At 69.2% G+C, this 24,968-nt stretch carries 17 protein-coding genes; 12 read left to right on the top strand and 5 right to left on the bottom strand.

The window, feature by feature from the left end; translation table 11 throughout:
* Window positions 1-76: 76 nt before the first annotated feature.
* Window positions 77-1,009 carry a hypothetical protein gene (locus ACWF62_RS14770; RefSeq protein WP_452630479.1) on the bottom strand — a complete coding sequence of 311 codons (933 nt, stop codon included), beginning with the start codon at window positions 1,007-1,009 and terminating at the stop codon, window positions 77-79.
* 366 nt (window positions 1,010-1,375) lie between these two features.
* Here ACWF62_RS14770 and ACWF62_RS14775 point away from each other — a divergent pair, with 366 nt between their 5' ends.
* The 3 genes from ACWF62_RS14775 (at window position 1,376) to ACWF62_RS14785 (ending at window position 4,884) form a co-directional block, all read left to right on the top strand.
* Window positions 1,376-1,768, top strand: coding sequence for a hypothetical protein (locus tag ACWF62_RS14775; protein ID WP_452630480.1), 393 nt, complete (start codon window positions 1,376-1,378; stop codon window positions 1,766-1,768).
* 154 nt (window positions 1,769-1,922) lie between these two features.
* Window positions 1,923-3,020: a DUF4238 domain-containing protein gene (locus tag ACWF62_RS14780; protein WP_452630481.1), complete on the top strand. Its 1,098-nt coding sequence runs from the start codon at window positions 1,923-1,925 to the stop codon at window positions 3,018-3,020.
* Window positions 3,021-3,786: 766 nt separating this feature from the next.
* Window positions 3,787-4,884, top strand: coding sequence for a hypothetical protein (locus ACWF62_RS14785; RefSeq protein ID WP_452630482.1), 1,098 nt, complete (start codon window positions 3,787-3,789; stop codon window positions 4,882-4,884).
* Here ACWF62_RS14785 and ACWF62_RS14790 read toward each other — a convergent pair.
* Window positions 4,848-5,729 carry a hypothetical protein gene (locus ACWF62_RS14790; protein WP_452630483.1) on the bottom strand — a complete coding sequence of 294 codons (882 nt, stop codon included), beginning with the start codon at window positions 5,727-5,729 and terminating at the stop codon, window positions 4,848-4,850. The two genes, ACWF62_RS14785 and ACWF62_RS14790, sit on opposite strands and share 37 nt — an antisense overlap.
* On the opposite strand from ACWF62_RS14790, the gene ACWF62_RS14795 reads away from it, so the two are divergent.
* Window positions 5,719-6,645 (top strand): hypothetical protein, encoded by a 927-nt coding sequence (locus tag ACWF62_RS14795; protein WP_452630485.1) that lies wholly within the window; start codon window positions 5,719-5,721, stop codon window positions 6,643-6,645. The two genes, ACWF62_RS14790 and ACWF62_RS14795, sit on opposite strands and share 11 nt — an antisense overlap.
* Before the next feature lie 396 nt (window positions 6,646-7,041).
* Here the strand turns inward: ACWF62_RS14795 and ACWF62_RS14800 are convergent, their stop codons facing one another.
* The gene (locus ACWF62_RS14800) at window positions 7,042-8,406 is read right to left on the bottom strand and encodes an MFS transporter (RefSeq protein ID WP_452630543.1); all 1,365 of its coding nucleotides are present in this window, start codon (window positions 8,404-8,406) and stop codon (window positions 7,042-7,044) included.
* A 67-nt stretch (window positions 8,407-8,473) separates the two neighbouring features.
* Here ACWF62_RS14800 and ACWF62_RS14805 point away from each other — a divergent pair, with 67 nt between their 5' ends.
* Window positions 8,474-9,262 (top strand): helix-turn-helix transcriptional regulator, encoded by a 789-nt coding sequence (locus ACWF62_RS14805; protein WP_378509307.1) that lies wholly within the window; start codon window positions 8,474-8,476, stop codon window positions 9,260-9,262.
* A 213-nt stretch (window positions 9,263-9,475) separates the two neighbouring features.
* Here the strand turns inward: ACWF62_RS14805 and ACWF62_RS14810 are convergent, their stop codons facing one another.
* Window positions 9,476-10,450, bottom strand: a complete 975-nt coding sequence (locus tag ACWF62_RS14810) for an NYN domain-containing protein (protein WP_378509306.1) — start codon at window positions 10,448-10,450, stop codon at window positions 9,476-9,478.
* A gap of 131 nt (window positions 10,451-10,581) precedes the next feature.
* On the opposite strand from ACWF62_RS14810, the gene ACWF62_RS14815 reads away from it, so the two are divergent.
* Both ACWF62_RS14815 and ACWF62_RS14820 read left to right on the top strand, forming a co-directional pair.
* On the top strand, window positions 10,582-11,901 hold the full coding sequence (locus ACWF62_RS14815) for a ClC family H(+)/Cl(-) exchange transporter (protein ID WP_452630486.1): 1,320 nt from the start codon (window positions 10,582-10,584) through the stop codon (window positions 11,899-11,901).
* A gap of 71 nt (window positions 11,902-11,972) precedes the next feature.
* Complete coding sequence (locus ACWF62_RS14820) at window positions 11,973-12,869, top strand: esterase/lipase family protein (protein ID WP_452630487.1); 897 nt, start codon at window positions 11,973-11,975, stop codon at window positions 12,867-12,869.
* A 113-nt stretch (window positions 12,870-12,982) separates the two neighbouring features.
* On the opposite strand, the gene ACWF62_RS14825 is transcribed toward ACWF62_RS14820, so the two are convergent.
* Window positions 12,983-14,011 (bottom strand): FAD-dependent oxidoreductase, encoded by a 1,029-nt coding sequence (locus tag ACWF62_RS14825; RefSeq protein WP_452630488.1) that lies wholly within the window; start codon window positions 14,009-14,011, stop codon window positions 12,983-12,985.
* Between the two features lie 95 nt (window positions 14,012-14,106).
* Between ACWF62_RS14825 and ACWF62_RS14830 the strand changes: the two genes are divergently transcribed.
* The 5 genes from ACWF62_RS14830 (at window position 14,107) to ACWF62_RS14850 (ending at window position 24,839) form a co-directional block, all read left to right on the top strand.
* A complete protein-coding gene (locus ACWF62_RS14830; RefSeq protein WP_452630489.1) occupies window positions 14,107-14,706 on the top strand; it encodes a TetR/AcrR family transcriptional regulator in 600 nt (199 codons plus the stop codon).
* Between the two features lie 282 nt (window positions 14,707-14,988).
* Complete coding sequence (gene gltB, locus ACWF62_RS14835) at window positions 14,989-19,584, top strand: glutamate synthase large subunit (RefSeq protein ID WP_378509301.1); 4,596 nt, start codon at window positions 14,989-14,991, stop codon at window positions 19,582-19,584.
* Complete coding sequence (locus ACWF62_RS14840; RefSeq protein WP_378509300.1) at window positions 19,577-21,031, top strand: glutamate synthase subunit beta; 1,455 nt, start codon at window positions 19,577-19,579, stop codon at window positions 21,029-21,031. The genes gltB and ACWF62_RS14840 overlap by 8 nt, the downstream gene beginning before the upstream one ends.
* 253 nt (window positions 21,032-21,284) lie before the next feature.
* Entirely contained in the window at window positions 21,285-23,063 is a 1,779-nt protein-coding gene (locus ACWF62_RS14845; RefSeq protein WP_452630490.1) for an Ig-like domain-containing protein, read from the top strand.
* Between the two features lie 78 nt (window positions 23,064-23,141).
* On the top strand, window positions 23,142-24,839 hold the full coding sequence (locus tag ACWF62_RS14850; protein ID WP_452630491.1) for an Ig-like domain repeat protein: 1,698 nt from the start codon (window positions 23,142-23,144) through the stop codon (window positions 24,837-24,839).
* The last annotated feature ends 129 nt before the right edge of the window (window positions 24,840-24,968 follow it).

Consider the following 24,968-nt stretch of genomic DNA (forward strand, 5'->3'; position numbering starts at 1 on the left):
TTCACGGCTCGCTCACGCTGTTCGGTGGGGTAACGCTTGGGCATGATCTGCATCCTTCTCAAGGAAGGGAGCGGCATCAAACCCGGGTCGGTTCATTGTCGGTGTCATACAGGTTCAGGATCGGGTGTTGTTCCCATGGCTTGGTCAGAGTCAGCTCGAGCCTGCCGGAGGCCAGGAAGCCTTTGTTCGCGGTCGTGGTCTGGACTCGGGTGTAGTAGTCGGTGCCGGTGGTGAAGGCGAAACCGGGCCTGCCGCGTTGGTCGAGTTCACGGAGGGTAACGACCACCTCGGACGAGGGCAGCTTGAGTGCGAGATCGGGGCTTACCTCTCTGGGGCCGGTGTAGGCGTTGCGAGGCTGGGAGACCTTCCACCCCATCTGGGTCGCCGCGGACACGATTGCCTGCAGGAGCCTGGCTGTGCGTGAGATCTGCTTTTTGGACACATATGCGCGCTTGTCTTGGAATGCGACCACTGCTGGATGGGGGTCACGCAGTTGTCGGGGAACCTTGAAGTCCCTCAGTGGTGTCAGCCTCGTGAAATCCGGCTCGAGGTAGGCGGTGACGCCGAGAGTTGGGTCCATCCGGGTCGGCTCATGTGTAAGTCGCTGGCCCACGGGCAGCAGTCCATCTCGCGCCAGGGCACCCTCAATCTGCTCGATGCCGTGGTCGTTGATGTCAGACCCGAGTTCGACTCGTCCGCCCGCGGCTACGACGGCATCCAATACCTCGACGGCGTGTGCCCGGAGTAGCTGCTGTTCACGTTCTCGCTCGGCCCGGGCTTGCGCCTCCTGTCGTTCACGCTGACGTGCGGCTTCGACGCGTGTGGTCTGTTCTTGCATGATCCGCGTGCCCTGCGGGGTGATCTTCGCGCTCCAGGTCGTGCTCTTTCCCGCCACCTGTATCAATCCTCGGTTGTGCAGGCTGCGTGCCGAGACACGGTGTGAGGTCCCGTCGTACACGCCATCGGAGCATCCGTTGGCGACCCATTTCAGCAGGTCGTACTGCGCCACGGTCAGATGGTCGGGTGAACGCCCCATCAAGTCTCCCAGTTCTTCGCGATGCTCGGAGGGACTTCCTCCGGTCTGGCTGACATCTTGACCTCATCCGATGGACGCGTAGGCCTGTTCAGGACTCGTGCCCGCTCTGGCCGGCCCGGTCTCCCGCACAGCCCGGGGTTCGACAGGGAGATGCCTCAGAGCTTGAAGGAGACGACCCTGTGGACAGGGGTGCCTGCCCACAGCGGTGGGCCTGAAGCGTCGTCCCAGTCGGTGTCCGGTGGATCGTCGACGTCGGCAGGGGAACAATTCCCACGGGCGGAGGAGATGCACCCCCGATACAGTGGAATCCTCGCCGAGCGTGACCACGGGAGGACCGGAATGTCGACGTCTCACCCGCGACCCGATCTCGCTGCATCGTCGGTTACGGCGCGGATGACCACGCCCGAGCTCGTCGCAGCGTTGCGCGAACTGCTCGGCGCCACACTGGTGGCCTACATCGGGAAGGTGCGGGCGACTCGGATCGTCCGGGAATGGGCCGAGGGAACTCGGCCCATCGATGACGAGAGCGACATCGAGCGATTCCGCATCGCCTACCGTGCAGCGCGGCTGATCACGGCGCGTGACGAACCGCAGGTTGCGCAAACCTGGTTCCAGGGGCTCAACCCGATCCTCGATGACCGGCCGCCGGCGTTGTTGCTGCGGGAAGGCGATGTTTCGGATGTCGGCCCCCGGGTCCTGTCCGCGGCGCGTCACTTCGCCGGAAACGCGTGACCGGGACCGGACGATTCGTGATGTGACTGCACGGTCACCAGTGCCAGGTTGTCGGAGCGGAGTTCATCCGGCTCCTCTTCACGGCGACCGCGTGGACGGATAGGACGGTGAATGTCGGAGACGGCTGTCAGACCCAGCTTCTACACTCCGGCGCATGCTTCCCGACCTCACCACCCTGATCGCGACCATGCGGTTCGAGCACCCCTGGCTCGAGGACGATTTCGTCGAGGAGTCACGCCGCATTGGTCGCTCCGAGCAGGGAAAGAAGCACCATCACATCCCGCAGATGTACCTCAAGCGGTGGGCGGTCGACGGGAAGGTGCAGCCAACGCAGGTCGACTCCCGGCAGGCCTACAGGCCGCAGCCTCCGAAAGAGGTTGCGTACCAAAACAACTTCTACAGCCTTCCCCCTGTCGATGGCGCGATGGACCTGCCGCTGAAATGGATCGAAACCCATCTGGGTCGAATCGAATCCGAATCCACCCGCCATCTGGACGCACTCACAGCATGGGCCGCCGGCGTGGTGTCCGATGTTGCTCTGAAACGGGATCTGTCGGTGTTCCTGGGGCTGCAGGTCACCCGGACGGTCGGCAATCGGCAGCGGGCACTTCTCCTCGTAGAGGGGCCGGACTCTGCCAAGCGTCTGTTCTTGAAGAAGGCGAACCCGCACTGGACCCCTGCGCAGATCGAGGAGTCGATGAATCGGCGGCAGGACGATCCGAAGCATGAGGCGCTCGATCTGATGATCAGCGATGTGCGCAACGTCGTCGCGGACGCCCTTTATCAACGAGAATGGGCGGTCTACCGGACCGAGTCTCCGCTCGTCACCTGTGACGACCCGGTGGTCTTCCTCGCAGGACCACCACTGCCCAGGTCGATCTCGATAGGTGCGATGGGTAGCGCCGTGGTCCTGTATCCGGTTGGACCGCACTGCCTTCTTGCGATGCTCCGGCCGGGCCTTCGCCATCGGGGTCCGTACACACTCGATGCAGCCGAGACCGCGAGCATCAACACTGAAATCGTCGCAGCAGCAACCAAGACGGCGTTCGAACGTCCTGGTGACGGCCTTGCTGTGACCATCGCGGTACCTCCGCGTCCGGTTGTGGCCGACCTCGATGACGAGCAAACCCGCAACCTCGGAGACGCGGCGGCGCTGCAGTACCTGCTACAGGCGGCCAGCCCCCGCACGCGGTGGGCTGCGGACATCACGGCCGCGCCTGCCTGGCCCGTTCCGCGGTGGTACGCCGGATAGCGCGTCTCAGCAGGACATGACACGCCCGACCAGACACGTGAATTCGACTGCCCTCGCCCGATCGCTCGCGTCGCACCGGATCGCGGTCGCTCTGCAGGCGCACACGCCGTCGGTTTGGGATCGGTCGGCCACGCGGATGGAGTTGCACCCAGATTCCTGCAGGTAGGGGTGCCGTCAGCAGTACCCGTGTCTCGTGTGGTTCACGCGTTACACGCGATACCCGTATTACCCGGGTAGTGCGTTGAAGAACGGAACCCGCATCGCCAGCGGATCAGTCGAGAGTCCGTGAAACGTTGGCGCGGTTGTGCTCCCATGGTCAGTGGTGCCGGTGGGTACCGGGATGGCCCGGGATTCGATGGGAGACGACGATGGCCGATGACACGGTTCCCGAGGCGGAGTTCGGTGGTCGACGACGGCTTCCGCGAAACCCCTCAGAACGTGTGAGAGTCGAACTGCGACTACCATTTTCGGTTGCGGCACAACTGTTCACGGCCGCCGGCGAGCGTGGCCAGACAGTCTCACGAGTTGGCGCCGACGCCATCGCGGCCTACCTGAACGTAGGTGATATATGAGATGACATCGCCGTCGGCGATGAACATCGCCGCCAGAAACGTCGAAGAGCCGGGCGGCAACCCGGCTCCTCGGACCAGACCAGGAGTCTGGAAAGAATCCCCACATCGCAGGAGGAGTTCTTGATGTCTATTTCAACGCGCCCGCGTCCCTGTGTCAACGACCCACGCCGTGCCGTGGCGGTCGGGGAGGTGAGGTGATGGCGCGATATCGGGCGCTGAAGCCGTCCGCTACGGAGCAACTGCCGCAGGAACCAGCGGCAGCGGAACGGGAGCCGTTCACACCGCCCCGCAAGTCGATCACCCCAACAAAGGGTATTGAGTTGGTCCGTGATCCGTTGCTGGAGAGAATGATTCCCGAGGTAGGCTCGAACGAGCGTTTCGATCGGCTGGTGGCGCGGGTGAAGGTCCGCACCCGCAACAAAGTCCTCCTCACCGAGGCAGTCAAGGTTGGGGCTGCGTTGCGATGCCAGATGCCCGAGGGCACATGGGGGACCGAGGTGGCGGTCACGCAGATGATCGCCCGCTACCTGGCGGCCGAGGCGGCGGTGACCGGTCGGTTCGATCCACGCGCGGCATTGCGGCGGGCGAACGTCGATCGCTACGGCGCCGAGCAACTCGAATTCGGGTCACAGTCGTTGAGTTCATTCATGTGGATGCTCTACGCCGCGGGCCGTCTGCTGCATCCCGGAGAGTTTCCACGTAAGGCGAGAGCAACGGCGCCCAGGCCGAAGCACGTTCCTCCGGCGGAGACCCATGAGATCGAGCGTCTGCTCGGTCTGGTTCCGCCTTTGTCCGGGGTCAACGGTAGGCGCGTGCAGACGGTGGTTGACTTGTGTTGGGGTGCAGGCGCTCGCCGCTCGGACTTTCGCTACCTGTGCGGCAGTGCAATCACCACACGGACGTGGCAGGGCCGGACGGTCGCGCTGGTCGAGTTGCGCAACAACGCGGGCGGTGTACGGACGGTGCCGGTGTTCGACTCTGCACTGGTCGAGCGCCTGGCGGCGCTGGCGGACTACGCCGGGGACGGACTGGTGCTCGCCCCACACAAGCAGACGACCCACCGCAACGAGATCAACCGAGTTGCCGAGTCCCTGCGGGAGCAGGGCCATCGGGGATTCAATCCGCTCGCGCTCCGACATCGCTGGATGCTGGAAATCGCCGAGCGGCTCCCGGCGGCGATCGTGCTCCAGCTCGCCGATGTCATTGACTTGAAGGTGATTTCGGATCACCGCCGACTACCGGTTCGCGGGCTCGACTACGTACTCGAGACGATGTCGGAGGCGATCCGGTGATCAGCAAGATCCATAGTCGCCACGACCGCTTCACCGACGCCCTCACGGTGATCGACCGGTCCGGGGTGACCGAGATGATCGAAGCGTTCTACGACGAGGACCGCCTGCCCGGAGGCCGGCCACCGGGCAGGATCGTCTACACCATCCGCGCAGTGCTGGTGGCGCTGATACTGCGGATCATCGAATGCACCCCGCCCTCCTACGCTGGCATCCTCGCTACCCTCGCCGAGTTCGACCCCGATCAACTCGCCGCCGTTGGCATGGCGGGTCAAGACCTGACACCGATCCGACACAACGTCCGCAGCGAGTACAGGAAGTTCCACGGCTGGCTCGACCGCCGCCTCGAACCGCTCGACCCAGGATCGGATCTGCCAGCGCACCGAGTGACCAACGAACACCACAAAGCCATGATCACCGCACGCACGGCCGAAGCCCGGGAGAGGGTGGCGCTCGCGGAGAAGCGCATCGACACCCTCCTGAACAGAATCGTCGCGGCGTCGGTGGAGGAGGCGACCCCGAACGGCTACTGCGGAGACCTGGTCGCAGACGAGAGCATCTTCGACCTCGCCGGCCCCAGCGCCGGCCTCGGAAGCAGGCCCGACAAACACCGCGCCGCAGCCTACTGCGGCAAGTACTACAAGCGGGACAAAAAGACCGGCGAAGTCCGCACCATTGAGATGCCGAGCGATTCCAGCAAGACCGGATTCGGCATCGGCTTGACCGCAAATCTCCCGCGTCGGCCCACCACAGGCAGTGCACGCGGTGGCACCGGTCATCGTCGGCATCGCGGTGCGCGAACCGACATCGGCGAACCTCGAAGCTGTACGAGTGGGAATGGAAGCCATCTATGCGAATGGACTCGCTGCCCGCAGGCCCGGTCGCGCCCGCTGGCCGCATTTCGTTGTCGACATGGCATACAACCCGCTACGGGGCTTCGCCGACGTCCTGCTCGACTACCAGTACTCCCCGGTCGCACGCTATCCGAAAAAGTGGAAACTGCAGTTCCCCGCCGCGCACCCGTTCCCGAGCGCCGCCGCCGATCCCGGGCCGATCCAGATCGCCGGAGCGTTCTACTGCCCCGCCGTCGTCGAGTACACCAAGGCACACGGCGTTCCTGAGACGCGACGCCTACTCGAGGACAAGGACTTCCGGCTCCACGACGACCGCCAGCGGCGACTGTATCCGTTCCTGATGGGCACAAACTCCCGACCGAAGCGCGGCCGAGTCACCCGCGGCCGGCCCGGGCTCGGCAAGCAGCAGCAGATGGCTGTGACACAGGAGTTGGTGTGCCCGGCAGCGATGGGAAGGCTGCGGTGCCCCCTCAAGCCGGAATCGATGACCCAGATTCCTGCCGGGGTCCAGGAAGCCCATCCCACATGGTCGGCCGAGCGCTACCGGTGCTGCACCAAGTCGACCGTCACCGTGGCTTACACCAAGGATCAGCTGCGTATGGCGCAGTGGAACCTCGTCCCCGGCAGTTGGGAACACGCCCTGTACTTCGAGGCCGCGCGGGCGCTCACCGAGCAGCGGTTCAGCCTGCTCAAGTCGCCGTTCATCACCGGTATCAACGCGTTGAAGTGGGGACCGCGCCGTGAACCGATGATCAAGATAATCCTGGCGTTGGCGGTGGCCGCGACGAATCTCCGGATTCAGGCGAGCTTCGATCCGTCCACGGTGCGTACCGAATCAATGGACATCCGGTGGCGGCAACTGGCCGCGGACCTCGGGCACGAACCGGTTCGGATGCCGCCGCGGACCTGACGTCTCCTGCCATAGGCGGGCCGAACCCACCTTCGGGGTCGGCCCGCCCAGGCACGTCTCGAACAGCGGAAACTGTCTGGAAATCCCTGCCCGTCGGAGCGCGAAGTGCTTCACGAGCCAGTCACGAACCGCAGCATCGGCCTCATCGGCGGGGTCAGCCGGTTGCCCGGCGACGCGACCGCGGCGCACTCAGAACCCCGCGCAGGGGACGCCGGATCGCCCACCCAGGCCGCAAACTCTCTGGAATCTCGGACGAAACGCCCTGGACCACGATTCCCGATACCGGGCGCGACGTCGCAACGCGAACTGCACACCAGGAGCAGTTCCACGAACTGCACAGAACGAGGTCACGAACTCGAAAGAGGTCGTGACCTCGTTCTTTTTTGCTGTCGTCGTTCAGGTTTGCGCGGCGGACGGCACGCTGCGGTCATCGGCGCCACGCCCGGCAGACGGCCGTGCGCGGTGGTCAGGCCGCGGCAGCGCGATGACGATGAGCACCGCGCCGAGCGCCAGGCAGACCGCGCCCGCGGTGAGTCCACCCGAGTAGCCCAGGATGGCCAGTGCGGCTACGCCGATGGCGCCGCCGATCTGTTGGACGGATGTGAACAGCGCCGAGCCGAGCCCGGCGTCCTTGTCGGTGGTGCCGTCGACCGCGGTCACGGCCAGGACCGGCAGGCTCAGCCCGTTGCCCACGCTCAGCACCAGCATTCCGGGCAGCACATGGGTGACGTAGGAATCGCCAGCGGCAAGACCGGACAGCAGCAGCAGTCCGACGATGTTGATCAGGAAGGCCAGGAGCAGAGCCCAGCGGGTGCCGATCCTGACGGAGACGCGGGAGGACAGCCACATCCCCGCCAGAATGCCCGCGCCGTAGGGCAGGTAGGCGATGCCGGCCAGCAGCGGGCTGTACGTCAGCACGGTCTGGATCTGGATCATCAACAGGAACGCCATCGCATACATCGCCATCGAGAACAGCAGGGTCGCAACGTTGGCGATGGCGCGCGTGCGCGAGGCGAGGAACGACATCGGCACCAGCGGCGCCGTCGATCGCCACTCCGCCGTCAGGAACGCCCCGGCCAGGGCGGCGGACAGCCCGACGGCACCGACGACGATCGGATCGCTCCAGCCAGTCTCGCTGGCCCGCAGCAGTCCGTACACCAGCGACACGGCGGCACCGGTCACCAGCACCGCGCCGGGAACGTCGAGGTGGCGCTGGCCCGGGGCGCGGGACTCGGGGAGCAGCCGCGGGAGCAGCGCAAGGGCAAGCGCGACGATCGGCAGGTTGATCAGGAAGATGCCACGCCAGGAGACCAGCTCCGTCAGCGCCCCGGACAGCACCAGCCCCGAGGTGCCGCCCAGTGCCGCGATGCCACCCCAGATGCCGAGCGCTCTGGCGCGCTCCTCCCGCCCCGGATGGAGCAACGTGATCATCGACATCGCCGCCGGGCTGGCCATCGCCGCCCCCGCCCCCTGCGCGAATCGCCCGACCACCAGCTGCCACGGCTCCTGCGCGATCGCGCACGCCAGGCTGGCCACCCCGAACAGCGCAACGCCCATCAGGAAGACGCGCCGGCGGCCCAGCAGATCCGCCATCCGGCCACACAGCAGCAGCAGCCCACCGAACGCGAGGAAGTAGGCGTTGACGACCCAGGGCAAGCCGGATGGGCTGAATCCCAGCTCATCTCGGATGCTGGGCAGGGCCACATTCACGACGGTGTCATCGAGCACGAGCATGAACTGGACGAGACACAGCAGAATCATCGGCACCAGACGACGCTATGACCCGCCACAGTTGGCCACAATCCGCACGGAGGCCACACTATGTCGCATGGAGGACATCGGCGCGATCGTCGTGGGTCACTTCCCGCTGGCCTCGGGGGAGTGGATCCCCGAGCACCGTCACACCCACCACCAGATCGCCTGGACCCGCCGGGGAGTCCTGAGCGTCGGGGTCGGCGAGCTGTACTGGGTTCTGCCGCCGACCAGGGCGCTGTGGATACCCGCCGGCATCTCCCACACGACGGGTGCCACCCGCGACGCGGTGCTGTGCAGCCTGTATCTGGCCCCCGAGCAGTGCCCGCTGGACTGGACCGAGCCCACGGTGGTCGGCATCGACGGCCTGCTGGCCGAACTGGCGGCGTACCTGGCCCGGGACGACCTGCCCGACGAGGCGCGGTTGCGCGCCGAGGCGGTGGTGCCCGACCTGCTGCACCCGCTGCCGACCCGTCCCATCGAGGTGCCGCAGCCCACCGACGAGCGCGTCCGGATCGTGGCGGACGCCCTGCTCGCGGATCCGGCCGACCCGCGTGGCCTGGAGGCCCACGCGCGCGTGGTCGGGGTGAGCAGGCGGACCTTGACGCGGCAGTTCAGCCGCGACACCGGGATGAGCTTCGATCGGTGGCGCACCCGGGTCCGGCTGCGCGCGGCCCTGCCGCTGCTGGCGGAGGGGCAGCCGGTGTCGCGCGTGGCGCACGCCGTGGGGTACGCCACCGCGAGTGCGTTCCTGGCGGCGTTCCGGCGCACGGTCGGCACCACGCCCCGGCGGTACCTGCTCACCGGACCCGACGAGGAGGTCCACCGCGTCAGGTTCACCAGGGACAGCAGTCACGACGCGTGAGCGGGGGACGCGGTCCCGTCGAGAACGTCCGGTCGGCGGGACCGTCATCCGATCGTGCGGCAGTCCACAGACCTTCTGCGGCACACGCAGGGCTGTTCGACGCGCACTGCCCCCGTGCACGCCGGAAAAGGCTTGTGCACAGGGGTAGTGCAGCCAGCGCCGAATCGGTAGGCCTGCGGCGAATCGCCGAACAGCACTGCGGCCCACGGCAGTTCAGCTCTCGTCGTACTTCTCCCAGAACCGCGCCCGCAGCCGGTACCGGATCCGCTCGTCCAGGTCGTACCGCTGCATCACGTCGGAGGCATCGAGCAGCAGCGCGCGGTCGATGTCGCGGGGGATCGACGGCTTCGCGTTCTGCAGCTCCTGCAGGCCCGCGGGGGTGGCGCTCTCCCGGAACGAGGTGAGGACGCGCAGCACCACCTCGTCGATCAGGTCGTCGCGGTCGACGTCCTCGTAGCCGCGCTGCGCCTGTGCGGGGGATCCGGTCGAGACGCTGTAGGCGAGCACGCTCGACGGCCGCGGCGCGGCAGGGGGGTGCGCCGCGGTCGCCACGTCGAGGGGGGTGCGGGCGGTCGGCCGGGCCGCCGCCACCGCGGGGGTGCGCGGCGCGGGCACCGGGGCCGGCGCCAGCACGGGTTGCCGGTCCACCTTCATTACCGCGGCGTCGACCGCGGCCCCGTCGATGCTGTCGAGTTCGTCGGCGGCCCGGATCAGGTGCCTGCTCACCCCGTGCGGCTTGCCGCCGACGGTGGGGACGGCGAGCAGCACCACCTGGACGCCGTGCACCTGCGCCTCCTCGACGGCCTCGGTGAGGTCGTCGTCGCCGGAAACGAGGAAGAACACATCGGATGCGCCGTTGCGGGCGTGCGCCACCAGGTCGAGGCCGATCCGGATGTCGACGCCCTTCTGCTCGCCGGTGTACCCGAACCGGCCGAGCCGAAGCTTCACCTTCGGGAGCTCGCCGATCCGCTCCTGCTGACAGTCGGGGATGCCGTCGCGGGCCGAGTCGTACCAGTGCACGCGTAGCACCGGCAGACCCGACCGCGCCTCCGCGGCGTCGACCAGGGAACTGATCAGCGGGGCGTACTCGACGTGGATCCCGCTGCGCAGCGACGTCCCGGTGATCCGCGTCGCCGCGGACGCGAGGAGGTAGCCGGCATCGATGTACAGGGAACAGGTCGACCGCATGCACCCACTATCGCCCACCGCCCCTGCCGTTTCCGGTGATTGCGTCCCGCCGTCGTGTCCCGGACCCCGGTGCGGGCGCCCCAAGTCGGCGATACTGGGCGGGACCACCGTGCACCCCCATGGAAGCCGACATGGCGCACACACCGGCAGGTTCCGACGACCCCACCCGCGGGCTGGTGCTGTTGTGTGCGGTGGCGCTCGGCGCTGGCGTCGCGATCGGTTTCGTCGGCGGCGCCTTCCGGTGGTGCCTGCGGCTCGCCGACCGGTGGCGGCTCGACCTCCTGGACTGGGCGGATCGGGCACCGGGCCCGGCGTGGCTGGTGCCCGTCGCGGTCACCGCCGTCGGCGCCGCGTCCGCCGCCGCGATCGCGCAGCGGATGCCGCTCGCGGCGGGCAGCGGCATCCAGCACGTCGAGGCCACCGCCCGCGGCGAGTCCGCGCCGCCGACGCTGCCGCTGGTGCCCGCGAAGTTCGTCGGGGGACTGCTCGCGATCGGCGGCGGTCTCGTCCTCGGCAGGGAGGGCCCGACCGTCCACATGGGTGCCGCGATCGGCGCCGAGGCGGGACGCCGCGCCCGCCTTGGCGCCGACGATGTCCGGCTCACCCAGTCCGCCATCGCAGGCGCCGGGCTCGCGGTCGCGTTCAACGCCCCGGTCGGCGGGGCGCTGTTCGCGTTCGAGGAGGTCACCCACACGTTCCGGTTGCGGATCGTCGTCCCCACCCTGCTCGCGGTCGCCGTCGCGGTCGCCTGCTCCCGGCTGGTGCTCGGCGACCACCCCGACTTCGACGTCCGGCCCGGCGCCGCCCCCGCGATCGCGTGGCTGCCCATGTTCGCGGTGTTCGGCCTGCTGACCGGCCTGCTCGGCGTCGCATACAACCGGCTCGTGATCGGCTTCCTCGACCTCGCCGCGGCAGCGGGCCGGGTTCCGCCAGCGGTGCGGGCGGCGGTGATCGGCGCCCTGATCGGTTGCCTGCTGATCGCCGACCCGCGGGCCGCGGGCGGCGGCGACACCCTGACCCAGGAGATCGTCGGCGGGGGGACGCTGCTGCTGCCGACGGTGCTCACGCTGCTGCTGGTCCGGTTTGTTGCCGGGCCCCTCTCCTACGCCGCGGGGACGCCCGGCGGCCTGTTCGCGCCGCTGCTCGCCGTCGGCGCCCTGTGGGGTGTGCTCTACACCCGGCTCGCGGACGCCGTCCTGCCCGCCGACCTCGCGGCGCTCACGGTGCCGATGGCGGTCGTCGGGATGGCGGCGTTCTTCGGTGCGACGGTCCGCGCACCGTTGACGGGCATCGTGCTGGTGATCGAGATGACCGCGACCGCGGAGCTCACCGTCCCGATGGCGGCCGCGACGGCGATGGCGGTGCTCGTCGCGCAGCTCGCCGGAGCCGCGCCGATCTACGACAGCCTCCGGGACCGGATGATCCGCGGAATGCGGCCCGGGGCGCCGTGATCCGCGCGATCGTGCGCCGTCCGGGCTACCGTCGACGCGTCGCGCAGGGGATGAGGGTGGGAGGACCGGTCATGGGTGGTGTGCGGGTGCTGGCGTCGGCGCTGCTGGCGATCGGGGTCGCGGTGGGCACCGGTGCGACCGCGCAGGCGGCCCCCGCATCGGGGTCGCTCGATCCGGTGGCGCTGCCCGCAGGCGAGGCGGTGGTGCCGCCGATCGACTGCACGTCCACCGCGGCACGTCCCCGGCCGGTGATCGTGCTGCCCGGCGCGGACGGCACCACCGCCCAGACCGCCGACCAGTGGGCCACCGTCACCTCCGCGCTCCGCGACGCCGGCGCCTGCACGCTGGTGTTTCAGGGCGGCGTCGTCGACGGCACGCGGTGGGCCGGGAACATCCCGGACGCGGCCGCGCAGCTCGCGTCGTTCGTGGCCGCGGTGCGCGAACACACCGGCGCGGACACCGTCGACCTCGTCGCCCACTCCGCGGGCAGCGTCGTCTCGAACTACTACCTGAAGGTTCTCGGCGGGGCGCCCGCCGTGACCCACGCCGTGTTCCTGGCACCGGAGGGCCGGTCCTGCGACGGCGCGGGTTTCCTTGCCGCGTACGGGATCCGCAACCCGGCGGTCACGCCGGTCCAGGTACTGCGGGCGCTGCCGTTCCTGCCGCCGCTGCTCGGGCACCTGTCGCCGGACCTCGCGGTCGCGCTCCAGTTGGCGCCCGGCTCCCGGGTGCACCGCGAGGTGTTCGAATCCGGGCCGGTCACCCAGGCCGGGGTGTCCTACTCGATCCTCGCCACCGCCCGCGACGAGATCGCCACCCCCGCCCCCAGCTGTTCGTTCATCGACGAACCCGGCGTCACGAACACCCTGTTCGAGGACGCCTTCCCCGGCGCCCCCGCGGTCGATCACTCCGCTCTGCGGTCGAGCCCGCAGGCCGCCGGCTGGGTCGTCGGCCGGCTGGCGCAGTGACGCTGCCCACAGTGCGGCGACATCACGATCCGGTCACGCTATGGTTACCGACAGCACTGGCCGCAGCTGATTCGAATCGCTGCGGTCAGTAGTCGTTTCGGGGCCCTTTCCCCTCAGGACACCGTCCGCCGGGTTCCGGTCGCCGCCCCGAGCGCCGCGTCCCGCAGTCGGATCAGCGTGCCCGCGGTCGCGACCCGGCCCATCATCCGCGAGCCGCGCACCAGCATCCGCGTCCGCCATCGACGCGCGCGGTCGTAGCGGCGCAACGCGGTCGCGACGTCGGGGCTCTCGGACAGGGCACGCGCGAGGGTGGCCGCGTCGACGATCGCCTCGCACGCGCCGCGACCCAGGTTCGGCGCCATCGCGTGCGCGGCGTCGCCGATCAACGCGATGTTGCCGCGCACGTACGACGGCAGCGCAGGCGACTCGTACAGGTCGTGATGCAGCAGGGCCGCCCCGTCGAGACGGTCGAGGACGTCCCGAACCTCGGCATGCCAGCCGCCGAACCTGGTGCGCAGGAACGCAATTCCACCGTCCGGCAATCCAGGTTTGACGCGCGCCGCGGCGAAGACGTTGGTGAGGCCGCCGTCGCGCGGGGTGATCCCGAACAGGGCCCCGGCGTCCCAGGTCTCGGCGGTGACGTCGGTGTCGCCGGGCACCCAGCCGCGCCACGCCGTCATCCCGAGCGGCCGCGCCCGATACCGCGGGCCGGCGATCGCCTCCCGGATGCCGCTGCCGATCCCGTCCGCACCGATCACCACGTCGGCCCCGGCCGGGACGGCGTCGACGGTCCGGCCGAACCGCAGCACCCCGTCGGGCAGGGCGGCGGCGAGCACGCCGAGCAGGGCGGGCCGCGACACCAGGACCGGCGACCCGCGGACGGCGAGCCGGGCGATCGTGCTGCCGTCGGGCCGCAGGATCGCGCCGGACGGCAGCGCGACGCCGCGCCCGCGGATCGGGTCGCCGAGCCCGACCGCGTCGAGGGCATCCAGCGCCGCGGGCCACATTCCCAGCGCGGTGCCGGTGTCCGGTACCGCGGGGGAGCGTTCCAGCACCCGAACCTCCCACCCCGCCCGAATCAGGTGCGTGGCCGCGGTCAGCCCGCCGATGCCGCCGCCGACGATGGTCACGGTTCCGCGCATGACCGCCACCCTACTACCGACGTAGTGCCGCGTCACTACGTCGGTAGTCTTTGCCTGCACCGGCGGTCGGGGACTACCTCGGTAGTGTTCCGGGCATGCCAGCCAACCGGGACCGTGCGCTGGACGCCGCGATCGCCCTCCTCGGCACGCGGGGCCTGAAGGGGCTGACGCATCGCGGTGTCGACGCGGCGGCGGGCCTGCCGCAGGGATCCACGTCGAACCACTTCCGGACCAGGAATGCGCTGCTCGCGGCCGTGGTCGCGCGGCTCGTCGAGCGGGACAGGGAAGACTGGGCGTCGCTCGGCGCCGCCCGGCTGCCCGCGACGCTGACCGACCTCGCCGACGGGCTGGCCGGCTACGTGCTGCTCGCCGTCGGCCGGGACCGGGTGCGGACCACCGCGCGGTTCGTGCTGGTCGCCGCCGCCGCGACCGACCCGATGCTGGCCGCCCCGATCGGTGCGGGCCGCGCCGAACTGGTGGCGTGGGGGAGCACGATGCTGGCAATGCTCGGGGCCGCCGATCCGCACCGGAACGCGGTGCTCCTCACCGACTACCTGGACGGGGTCATCCTGCACCGGCTGACCCCGCCGCCGACCCCGGCCGAGCCCGCCGCGGCGGCGGACCAGTTCGACCCGCGGGCGGGGATTGTTACCGTTCTCGGCGCGGTGTTCGGCGCCGACGCGGGCCGCTTCTGACCGGGCGTCCAACGAATCACCCCAGGTCGCGGCCAGAAAAGGCTACCCTTGGTTGGCGCGATGTGGGTTTCGTGAATTATCGTTTTCGGAACATGCTGGACACACAAGAGTCCAGAGGGCCACCCGGTCGAGCCGACGGAGGCGGGAACCCCCGACGGATCCGTCCGCCGCGACCGCAGGGTGGGCGCGCCGATCCGACGCTGTGTCGGCGCTCGTTTTGCCACGTGATGGCCATCAGCGTTGCTGGTCGTCTGTGCACTTTCACGCACACGAAGGCTAGGTATGAAGCAATTTCCAGGCCACCGGTCTCACGGACCCCAGGGCCTCTATGACCCCGCAAACGAGCACGACGCGTGTGGTGTCGCGTTCGTCGTCGACATGCACGGTCGCCGCAGCCGCGACATCGTCGACAAGGCCATCACCGCGCTGGTGAACCTCGAGCACCGCGGCGCCGCTGGCGCCGAGCCCAACAGCGGTGACGGCGCGGGCATCCTGCTGCAGGTCCCGGACTCGTTCCTGCGCGCGGTCGTCGACTTCGAGCTGCCCGCCGAGGGCGCCTACGCGACCGGCATCGGTTTCCTCCCGCAGGGCGAGGCCGCCGCCGACGAGGCAGCAGCCGGCGTCGAGAAGATCGCCGCGGACGAGGGCCTGACGGTCCTCGGCTGGCGCGCGGTCCCCACCGACGCGTCGTCGCTCGGCGCGATGGCCCGCGACGCGATGCCCACCTTCCGACAGGTGTTCCTGGCCGGGACCGGCCTGGCAGGCATGGACCTCGAGCGCCGGGCCTACGTCGTCCGCAAGCGCGTCGAGCACGAGCTCGGCGACGGCGGTGCAGGCGCGGACGGCCCCGGCAAGGAGTCGGTGTACTTCCCCAGCCTGTCCGGGCAGACCTTCGTCTACAAGGGCATGCTGACCACCCCGCAGCTCAAGAGCTTCTACCTGGACCTGCAGGACGAGCGCATGGAGTCCGCGCTGGGCCTGGTGCACTCGCGCTTCTCCACCAACACCTTCCCGTCGTGGCCGCTGGCGCACCCGTTCCGCCGCGTCGCGCACAACGGCGAGATCAACACCGTCACCGGCAACGAGAACTGGATGCGGGCCCGCGAGGCGCTCATCACCTCCGACGTGTTCGGTGCGGGCAAGCTGGAGAAGATCTTCCCGGTCTGCACCCCCGGCGCCTCCGACACCGCGCGCTTCGACGAGGTGCTTGAGCTGCTGCACCTCGGCGGCCGCAGCCTGCCGCACGCCGTGCTGATGATGATCCCGGAGGCCTGGGAACGTCACGAGAGCATGGATCCGGCGCGGAAGGCGTTCTACGAGTACCACTCCGCGCTGATGGAGCCGTGGGACGGCCCGGCGTCGGTGTGCTTCACCGACGGCACCGTCGTCGGCGCCGTCCTCGACCGCAACGGCCTGCGCCCGAGCCGGGTCTGGGTCACCGACGACGGTCTCGTCGTGATGGCATCCGAGGTCGGCGTCCTCGACATCGATCCCGCGAAGGTGGTCACCAAGACCCGCCTGCAGCCCGGTCGGATGTTCCTGGTGGACACCGCGCAGGGCCGCATCGTCTCCGACGACGAGATCAAGTCCGAGCTCGCCGCCGCGCAGCCGTACCAGGAATGGCTCGACGCGGGCATGGTCCGCACCGAGAACCTGCCCGAGCGCGAGGTCATCCACATGAACCACGAGCGCGTGCTGATCCGTCAGCAGGTGTTCGGGTACACCACCGAGGAGCTGAACATCCTCCTCGCGCCGATGGCGAAGACCGGCGGTGAGGCGCTCGGCTCGATGGGCACCGACACCCCGATCGCGGTGCTGTCCGCCCGCTCGCGCCTGCTGTTCGACTACTTCCAGCAGCTGTTCGCGCAGGTCACCAACCCGCCGCTGGACGCGATCCGGGAAGAGGTCGTCACCAGCATCGGCGGCAGCATCGGCCCCGAGGGCGACCTGCTCAACCCGGGACCGGACTCCTGCAAGCAGCTGTTCCTGCCCTCGCCGATTCTGCACAACGACGACCTCGCGAAGCTGGTCCACGTCAACGACGACGGTGAGTTCCCCGGCTTCCGCTCGGTCGTCATCCCCGGCCTCTACCGGGTCGCGGACGGCGGCGCCGGCCTGCGCGCCGCGCTGGACAGCATCCGGTTCCAGGTGTCGGAGGCGATCGCGGGCGGTGCCCGCATCATCGTGCTCACCGACCGCAACTCGAACGAGACGTTCGCGCCGATCCCGTCGCTGCTGCTGACCGCGGCCGTGCACCACCACCTGGTGCGGGAGCGGTCCCGCACGAAGGTCGGCCTGGTCGTCGAGGCCGGTGACGCCCGCGAGGTGCACCACATGGCGATGCTCGTCGGCTTCGGTGCCGCCGCGGTCAACCCGTACATGGCCTTCGAGTCGATCGAGGACATGATCGAGAGCGGCCAGCTCACCGGCGTCACCTACGAGCAGGGTGTCGCGAACTACATCAAGGCGGCGGGCAAGGGCGTGCTCAAGGTGATGTCCAAGATGGGCATCTCCACCCTCGCCTCGTACACGGGTGCGCAGCTGTTCCAGGTGATCGGCCTGTCGCAGGAGCTCATCGACGAGTACTTCACCGGCCTGCGGTCGCAGCTCGGCGGTATTGGGCTCGACGAGATCGCGGCCGACGTGAAGGTGCGGCACCAGCACGCCTACCTGCCCCGCAAGGAAGAGCGCGCGCACCGCGAGCTCGAGGTCGGCGGCGAATACCAGTGGCGCCGTGAGGGCGAGTACCACCTGTTCAACCCGGACACGGTCTTCAAGCTGCAGCACGCCACCCGCACCGGCCAGTACTCGATCTTCAAGGAGTACACCAAGATGGTCGACGACCAGTCCGAGCGACTGGCGTCCCTGCGTGGCCTGTTTGCGTTCAAGTCCGGTCTGCGCGAGCCGATCTCGATCGACGAGGTCGAGCCGGCGAGCGAGATCGTCAAGCGGTTCTCCACCGGTGCGATGAGCTACGGCTCGATCTCCGCGGAGGCCCACGAGACCCTCGCGATCGCGATGAACCGGCTCGGCGCACGCTCGAACTCCGGTGAGGGCGGCGAGGATCCGCGGCGCTTCGAGGTCGAGGAGAACGGTGACTGGCGCCGGTCCGCGATCAAGCAGGTCGCGTCCGGACGCTTCGGTGTCACCTCGCACTACCTGACCAACTGCACCGACATTCAGATCAAGATGGCGCAGGGTGCCAAGCCCGGTGAGGGCGGCCAGCTGCCGCCGCACAAGGTGTACCCGTGGGTCGCCGAGGTGCGCGGCTCGACGCCGGGCGTCGGCCTGATCTCGCCGCCGCCGCACCACGACATCTACTCGATCGAGGATCTCGCGCAGCTGATCCACGACCTGAAGAACGCCAACCCGGCGGCCCGCATCCACGTGAAGCTGGTTTCCGAGGTCGGTGTCGGCACCGTCGCCGCTGGCGTCTCCAAGGCGCACGCCGACGTGGTGCTCATCTCCGGTCACGACGGCGGCACCGGCGCCTCCCCGCTCACCTCGCTCAAGCATGCGGGTGCGCCGTGGGAGCTCGGCCTCGCCGAGACGCAGCAGACGTTGCTGCTCAACGGTCTTCGGGACCGGATCGTGGTGCAGGTCGACGGTCAGATGAAGACCGGCCGGGACGTGATGATCGCGACGCTGCTCGGCGGCGAGGAGTTCGGTTTCGCGACCGCTCCGCTCGTGGTGTCCGGCTGCATCATGATGCGCGTGTGCCACCTCGACACCTGCCCCGTCGGTGTCGCGACCCAGAACCCGTTGCTGCGCAGCCGGTTCACCGGCAAGCCGGAGTTCGTGGAGAATTTCTTCCTGTTCATCGCCGAGGAGGTGCGTGAGCTGCTCGCCGAGCTCGGCTTCCGCACCCTCGAGGAGGCGGTCGGTCAGGTCGACGTCCTCGACACCACGAAGGCGCAGGAGGTGTGGAAGGCGTCCAAGCTGGACCTTTCACCGATCCTCGCCGCGCCGACAACGGCGTTCCCGGACCAGGACCTGTACTGCACCGGAACCCAGGACCACGCGCTGGACAAGGCGCTGGACCAGGAGCTGATCGCCCAGGCCCGGCCCGCACTCGACGCCGGTGCTGCCGTGCGGATCGAGTCGAAGATCACCAACGTCAACCGGACGGTCGGCACCATGCTCGGCCACGAGCTGACCAAGGTGTACGGCGCGGAAGGACTGCCGGACAACACGATCGACATCACGTTCACCGGCTCGGCGGGCAACAGCTTCGGCGCGTTCGTCCCGAAGGGCATGACGCTGCGCCTGAACGGCGACGCCAACGACTTCGTCGGCAAGGGCCTCTCGGGTGGCCGCATCGTGGTGCGGCCGTCGCTGCAGGCGCCGAGCGAATTCGTCGCCGAGGACAACATCGTCGCGGGCAACGTCCTGCTGTTCGGTGCCACCGGCGGCGAGGCGTACTTCCGCGGCGTGGCCGGTGAACGGTTCGCGGTCCGCAACTCGGGCGCCACCACCGTCGTCGAGGGCGTCGGCGACCACGGCTGCGAGTACATGACCGGCGGCCGGGTCGTCATCCTCGGTGCGACCGGCCGCAACTTCGGTGCGGGCATGTCCGGCGGCGTCGCGTTCGTCTACAACGCCGACCGGTCCTTCGAGGCGAACCTCAACACCGAACTGGTGGACCTCGAGGACCTCGAGCACGACGACTTCGCGTGGCTCAAGGCCACCGTGGAGAAGCATCGGGACGAGACCGGGTCGGAGGTTGCCGCGCGCATCCTCGCGGACTGGTCACAGCAGGTCAACCACTTCGCGAAGGTCATGCCCCGCGACTACAAGAAGGTGCTCGTGGCGATCGACACCGCGAAGAAGAACGGAAAGAACGTGGACGAGGCGATCATGGAGGCCGCTCGTGGCTGATCCGAATGGCTTCCTCAAGCACACCTCCCGGGAGACCCCGGTCCGGCGGCCGGTGCCGCTGCGGCTGATGGACTGGAAGGAGGTGTACGAGGACTTCGACTCGAAGACCCTCCGCACCCAGGCCAGCCGCTGCATGGACTGCGGTATCCCGTTCTGCCACAACGGCTGCCCGCTCGGGAACCTGATTCCCGAGTGGAACGACCTGATCTACAAGGATCAGTGGCGGGAGGCGTTCGACCGGCTGCACGCGACGAACAACTTCCCGGAGTTCACCGGGCGGCTGTGCCCGGCCCCGTGCGAGGCGTCCTGCGTCCTCGGCATCAACCAGGACCCGGTCACCATCAAGCAGGTCGAGGTCGAGATCATCGACCGCGCCTTCGACGAGGGCTGGGTCAACCCGATCCGCACCTCCAGCCTGACCGGCAAGAAGGTCGCGGTCGTCGGGTCCGGCCCGGCTGGCCTGGCCGCCGCGCAGCAGCTGACCCGCGCCGGGCACACGGTGACGGTGTACGAGCGGGCCGACCGCATCGGTGGCCTGCTCCGCTACGGCATCCCCGAGTTCAAGATGGAGAAGCGGCACATCGACCGCCGCCTGGTGCAGATGGAGTCCGAAGGCACCGTCTTCCGCACCGGCGTCAATGTCGGTGTCGACATCACCGCCGAGGAGCTCAGGGCGCAGTACGACGCGGTCGTGCTGGCCGGCGGCGCCACCGAGGCCCGCGACCTGCCGATTCCCGGCCGGGAGCTGGACGGCATCCACCAGGCGATGGAGTTCCTGCCGATCGCCAACCGGGTGCAGTTCGGCGATCTCGACGCGCCGACCATCACGGCGGAGGGCAAGAAGGTCGTCATCATCGGCGGCGGCGACACCGGCGCCGACTGCCTCGGCACCTCGCTGCGGCAGGGCGCGGAGATCGTGCACCAGTTCGAGATCATGCCGCGCCCGCCGGAGGAGCGTGCCGACTCCACCCCGTGGCCGACGTACCCGCTGATGTACCGGGTGTCCTCGGCGCACGAGGAGGGCGGCGAGCGCGTCTTCTCCGTCAACACCGAGGAATTCGTCGGCGAGAACGGCAAGGTCACCGCGCTCAAGGCGCACGAGGTCCAGATGGTCGACGGCCGCTTCCAGAAGGTGGAGGGCTCGGACTTCGATCTCGAGGCCGACCTGGTGTTGCTCGCGATGGGGTTCGTCGGACCGGAGAAGCCGGGCCTGCTCACCGATCTCGGCGTCGACCTGACCGACCGCGGCAACGTCGCCCGCTCCGACGAGTGGACCACCAATGTCGACGGCGTCTTCGTGGCCGGTGACATGGGCCGCGGACAGTCCCTGATCGTGTGGGCGATTGCGGAGGGCCGTTCGTGTGCGGCCGCCGTCGACGCCTACCTCGAGGGCGGGCAGACCTTCCTGCCGTCCCCGATCAAGCCCACCGCTGCCCCGCAACGGTAGGAAGACCGCCGGTCAGCGTCGCCCGGCATCATCTCGGCAACCCGCCGCTCCGGACCTGGTCCGGGGCGGCGGGGTGCGTTGTGCCGAGGGTGCCGGCCCCGTGTCGTTCAGTTGGACGAATGTCCGATTGATCTGGACGAATGTTCAGCAAACCGCTCCCTGTGCTTTGCAATGCCATTACCCTCCCCTCCCGACATGTGACCGCAATCACGCATGAGGGCCGCCTTCCGGCTGGTCCGCCGAGGAGGTAGCAGTGCGCCTGACCCTTCCCCGTCGCCTCGCGACGCCGATCATCGCGGCAGCGGCCGCCGCCGGGCTCGTGCTCGGCGTGACGAACGGGATCGCCGCCGCCGACGATCCGCCGCCCGCCTGGTCCGGCGACCGGTCCGCGGACAACCTGCGGTGGAACCTGAGCCTGTCCGCGGTCAACGGCGCCGCCGTCGACCGCGCCCAGCCGGGTGTCAATGTCGTCCACCCGGGCGATACCGTCACCCTCACCGCCAAGATCTGGAAGAACGGCGGTGTCGACCGGACGGCCACCGCGATCCGACAGATCCAGCCCGCCGGGTTCCAGTACATCTCGCACACCATCAGCAAGCAGGCCAACGTCACCGACGAGGGTTCCGCCGGGGTCAGGGCCAGCTGCGCCGGTGGTGGGTGCGGCACGATCTGGGGACTCGGCAGCGGCTTCAAGAACGGCGTGGACTTTGCCGTCACCTACAAGATCCCCGACGCCCAGGCCTTCGGCGACTACGAGGCCGGCTTCGTCTTCGACGTCTATTCGTTCCAGTCGCAGCAGGGTGCGAACCCGGCGGGCGCCTGGCTGCGGGTCGTCGACCCGAACGTCGCCACCACCACCGAGCTGCAGGCCCCGGCCACCGCGAAGACCGGGGAGCCGGTGACGCTCACCGCGAACGTGGGACCCGCACACGCGGTCGGCACCGTGCAGTTCACGGACGGGAACACCAACATCGGTGACCCGGTTCCGGTTTCGGGTGGCGCCGCCACCCGGTCGCACACCTTCGACGCCCCGGGTGCCCACAGCATCGGCGCCACCTTCGTCGCGGGTGCCGGGTTCCACGGCTCGGTGTCCGGTGCGACGACCGTCGACGTCACCGCGGACACCAGCACCACCCTGTCCGCGCCGGCAACCGCGACCGTCGGTGACGACGTCGAGTTCACCGCGACGGTCGATCCGGCGGGCGCGACCGGCCAGGTCCAGTTCACGGCAGGGGCCGTCGATCTCGGTGCACCCGTCGACGTCGCGAACGGCACGGCACGCCTGACCCGCAGCTTCGCCGAGGCCGGTTCGCACAGCGTCACCGCCCGGTTCATCGGGGCCGGTGGCTACAACGGATCCTCCTCGGCCGCGGCCGATCTGAGCGTCACCGACGCCGACTTTGGCACCACAACCACCGTTCTCGAACCCGTGACCGCCACCGTCGGCACCCCGGTGAACCTGTCCGCCACCGTGTTCCCGATCCCCAGCGGTGGTGAGGTGACCTTCACCGTCGACGGAACCACGATCGGGTCCGCCCCGGTCGGCACCGCCGACGGCGTGGCGGTGCTGCCGCATACGTTCGACGCCGCAGGCACCGCGAACGTGGTCGCCGAGTTCACCGGCGCCTCCGGATTCACCCCGTCCACCTCGGCGGGCTTCACCGTCACCGTCCGCAACCCGGACACCCGCGCGGCAACGTCGACCGCACTGTCGGTGTCCGGCAACGCCATCGTCGGCCAGACGGTGACCCTCACCGCCACCGTCGATCCGGCCAACGCGGGCGGCACCGTGCAGTTCAAGGCGGGCACCACGACGATCGGTGCCCCGGTTCCGGTGGTCGACGGCGTCGCGACGCTGACCCACACGTTCGACACCGACGGCACCTACGCGCTGACCGCGGGCTTCACCGGGGGCGCAGGCTTCAAGGACTCGGTCTCCGGACCGACCGTGCTCACCGTTGCCGTTGCGGGCGCGCCCGGCGGCACCGGCAGCGCCGACTTCGGGTCGCTGACCGACCTCTTCGGTTTCTGATCCACCCCGCCCGGGCCCGCGGAACATTCCGGGTCCGGGCGGCGGTCCACCGCTTCGTACTCATCCGTAGGAGTATTCGTGCAGAAGAAGATTCGCGGGATCATGACGCCGATCGGGGCCGGTGCGATCGCCGGTATCACGTTGCTGGCCGGGGTGCCCGCCTCCGCAGCGCCCGCCGTCACCAACTTCAAGGCCTCGTGCCTGGCCACCCCGTCCGCGGTGGCCGGGCCGCAGACCCAGACCGACGACGCCGGGGTGACGGTCGACGCCCCCGAGACCGTTGCCGCCGGTGAGGAATTCGAGGTCACCATCCTCCCGTCGACGATCAGCTTCCCCAATTCGACCTCCGGGGCCAACGTCGTGAACGTCTCGCGCATCAAGATCGACGTCGCGATGCCGCAGAACGTGGAGTTTCTCGGCGCCGAGGTGGTACCGGGGACGAGCACCGGGCTGAGCGGTGTCGCGCCGAACGTGCTGCGGGTCAACGAGTCCGGCAACGTGGACCCGAACGGCGGGGTGCTGCGGTTGTCCGGCAACAACGCCACCATCGGCAACGGCCCGAACTCGAGCAAGAACAGCGAGGGCGGCATCGTCGCGAGGGCCGCGGGCGGCGCGGAGACCACCTTCCAGTTGCCGCAGGTCAGGGCCCGGCTGAAGGCGGGGCCGTCGGGGGCGGTCGAGATCACGCTGCGCACCGCGGGCACCGCGGGCCAGTGGGGCAAGGACGAGAACTTCATGACGTTCCTGCCGCGGGCCAGCGCACCCTTCGGCATCACCGCGTGGGCACCGACCCAGTGCACCCCACGCGACACCCCCTCCGCCCCGCTCAACGCGGGCGCAGGCGCGCTCGCCACGACGCGGATCATCGAGGCCGACAAGCAGACCACCACCACGATAGCCGCACCGGGCGCGGTGAAGAACGGCGACGAGGTCACCCTCACCGCGAACGTCGACCCGGCCGCGACCGGCGGCACCGTCCAGTTCGCGATCAACGGAACGGACCTCGGCGGCCCGGTCGCCGTCACCGACGGCACCGCCAGCATCACCCACACCTTCGACACCGACGGCGACGTCACGGTCACCGCGGTGTACTCCGGGACGCAGGGCTTCGTCGGGTCGACGGCGGCACCGAAGACGATCAACGTCAGCACCGACGACATCGTCACCAGCGTCGTGATGACCGCACCGGACCGGGCCTACGTCGGCCAGGACGTCAACCTGCGGGCACAGGTCACCCCCGCCGTCCAGGGCGGCACCGTCGAGTTCACGATCGGCGGCGGCGACCGGGTGACGGGCACGGTCGGCACCGACGGTGTCGCGGTCGCGCCGTACACGTTCACCGGCACCGGCACCCACAGCGTGGTCGCCCGCTACTCCGGCACCGAGGGCGTCGCCGCGTCCGTCGCCCCGGCCTTCCCGGTCAGCGTCACCACCGCACCGGCCGCGGCCGTCCGGACCACCACCAGCCTCGCGGCGGTGGGGACCGTCGCGCAGGGTCGACCGGTCACCCTGACGGCCACGATCGACCCGGCCGACGCCAACGGCACGGTGCAGTTCCTGCTCGGCAACACCCCGCTCGGTGCCCCGGTCCCGGTGGTCGACGGCGTCGCGACGCTGCCGACGACGTTCGCCAGTGCCGGTACGTTCAGTGTCACCGCGGAGTTCGTCGGCGCGTCCGGTTTCGTTGACTCGGCGTCGGATCCGCAGGAGCTGACCGTCCCGGGCAGCGAGGGCGGCGGAACCGGCAGCCTCGACGGGCTGTTCGGCTCCTCGTAGTAGCCCCGTCGCACCGACCGTGGGCAACAGGAAAAGTCGCCCGGGGGGCAACGGGGGGGTCCCTGAAAAGAGCTACGCCGCCGACCAAGAGTGGTGGTGAAACGCCAGGCTCTTCTCCCGAAAAAAAAA

This window comes from Rhodococcus sp. NPDC054953, from assembly GCF_053609225.1.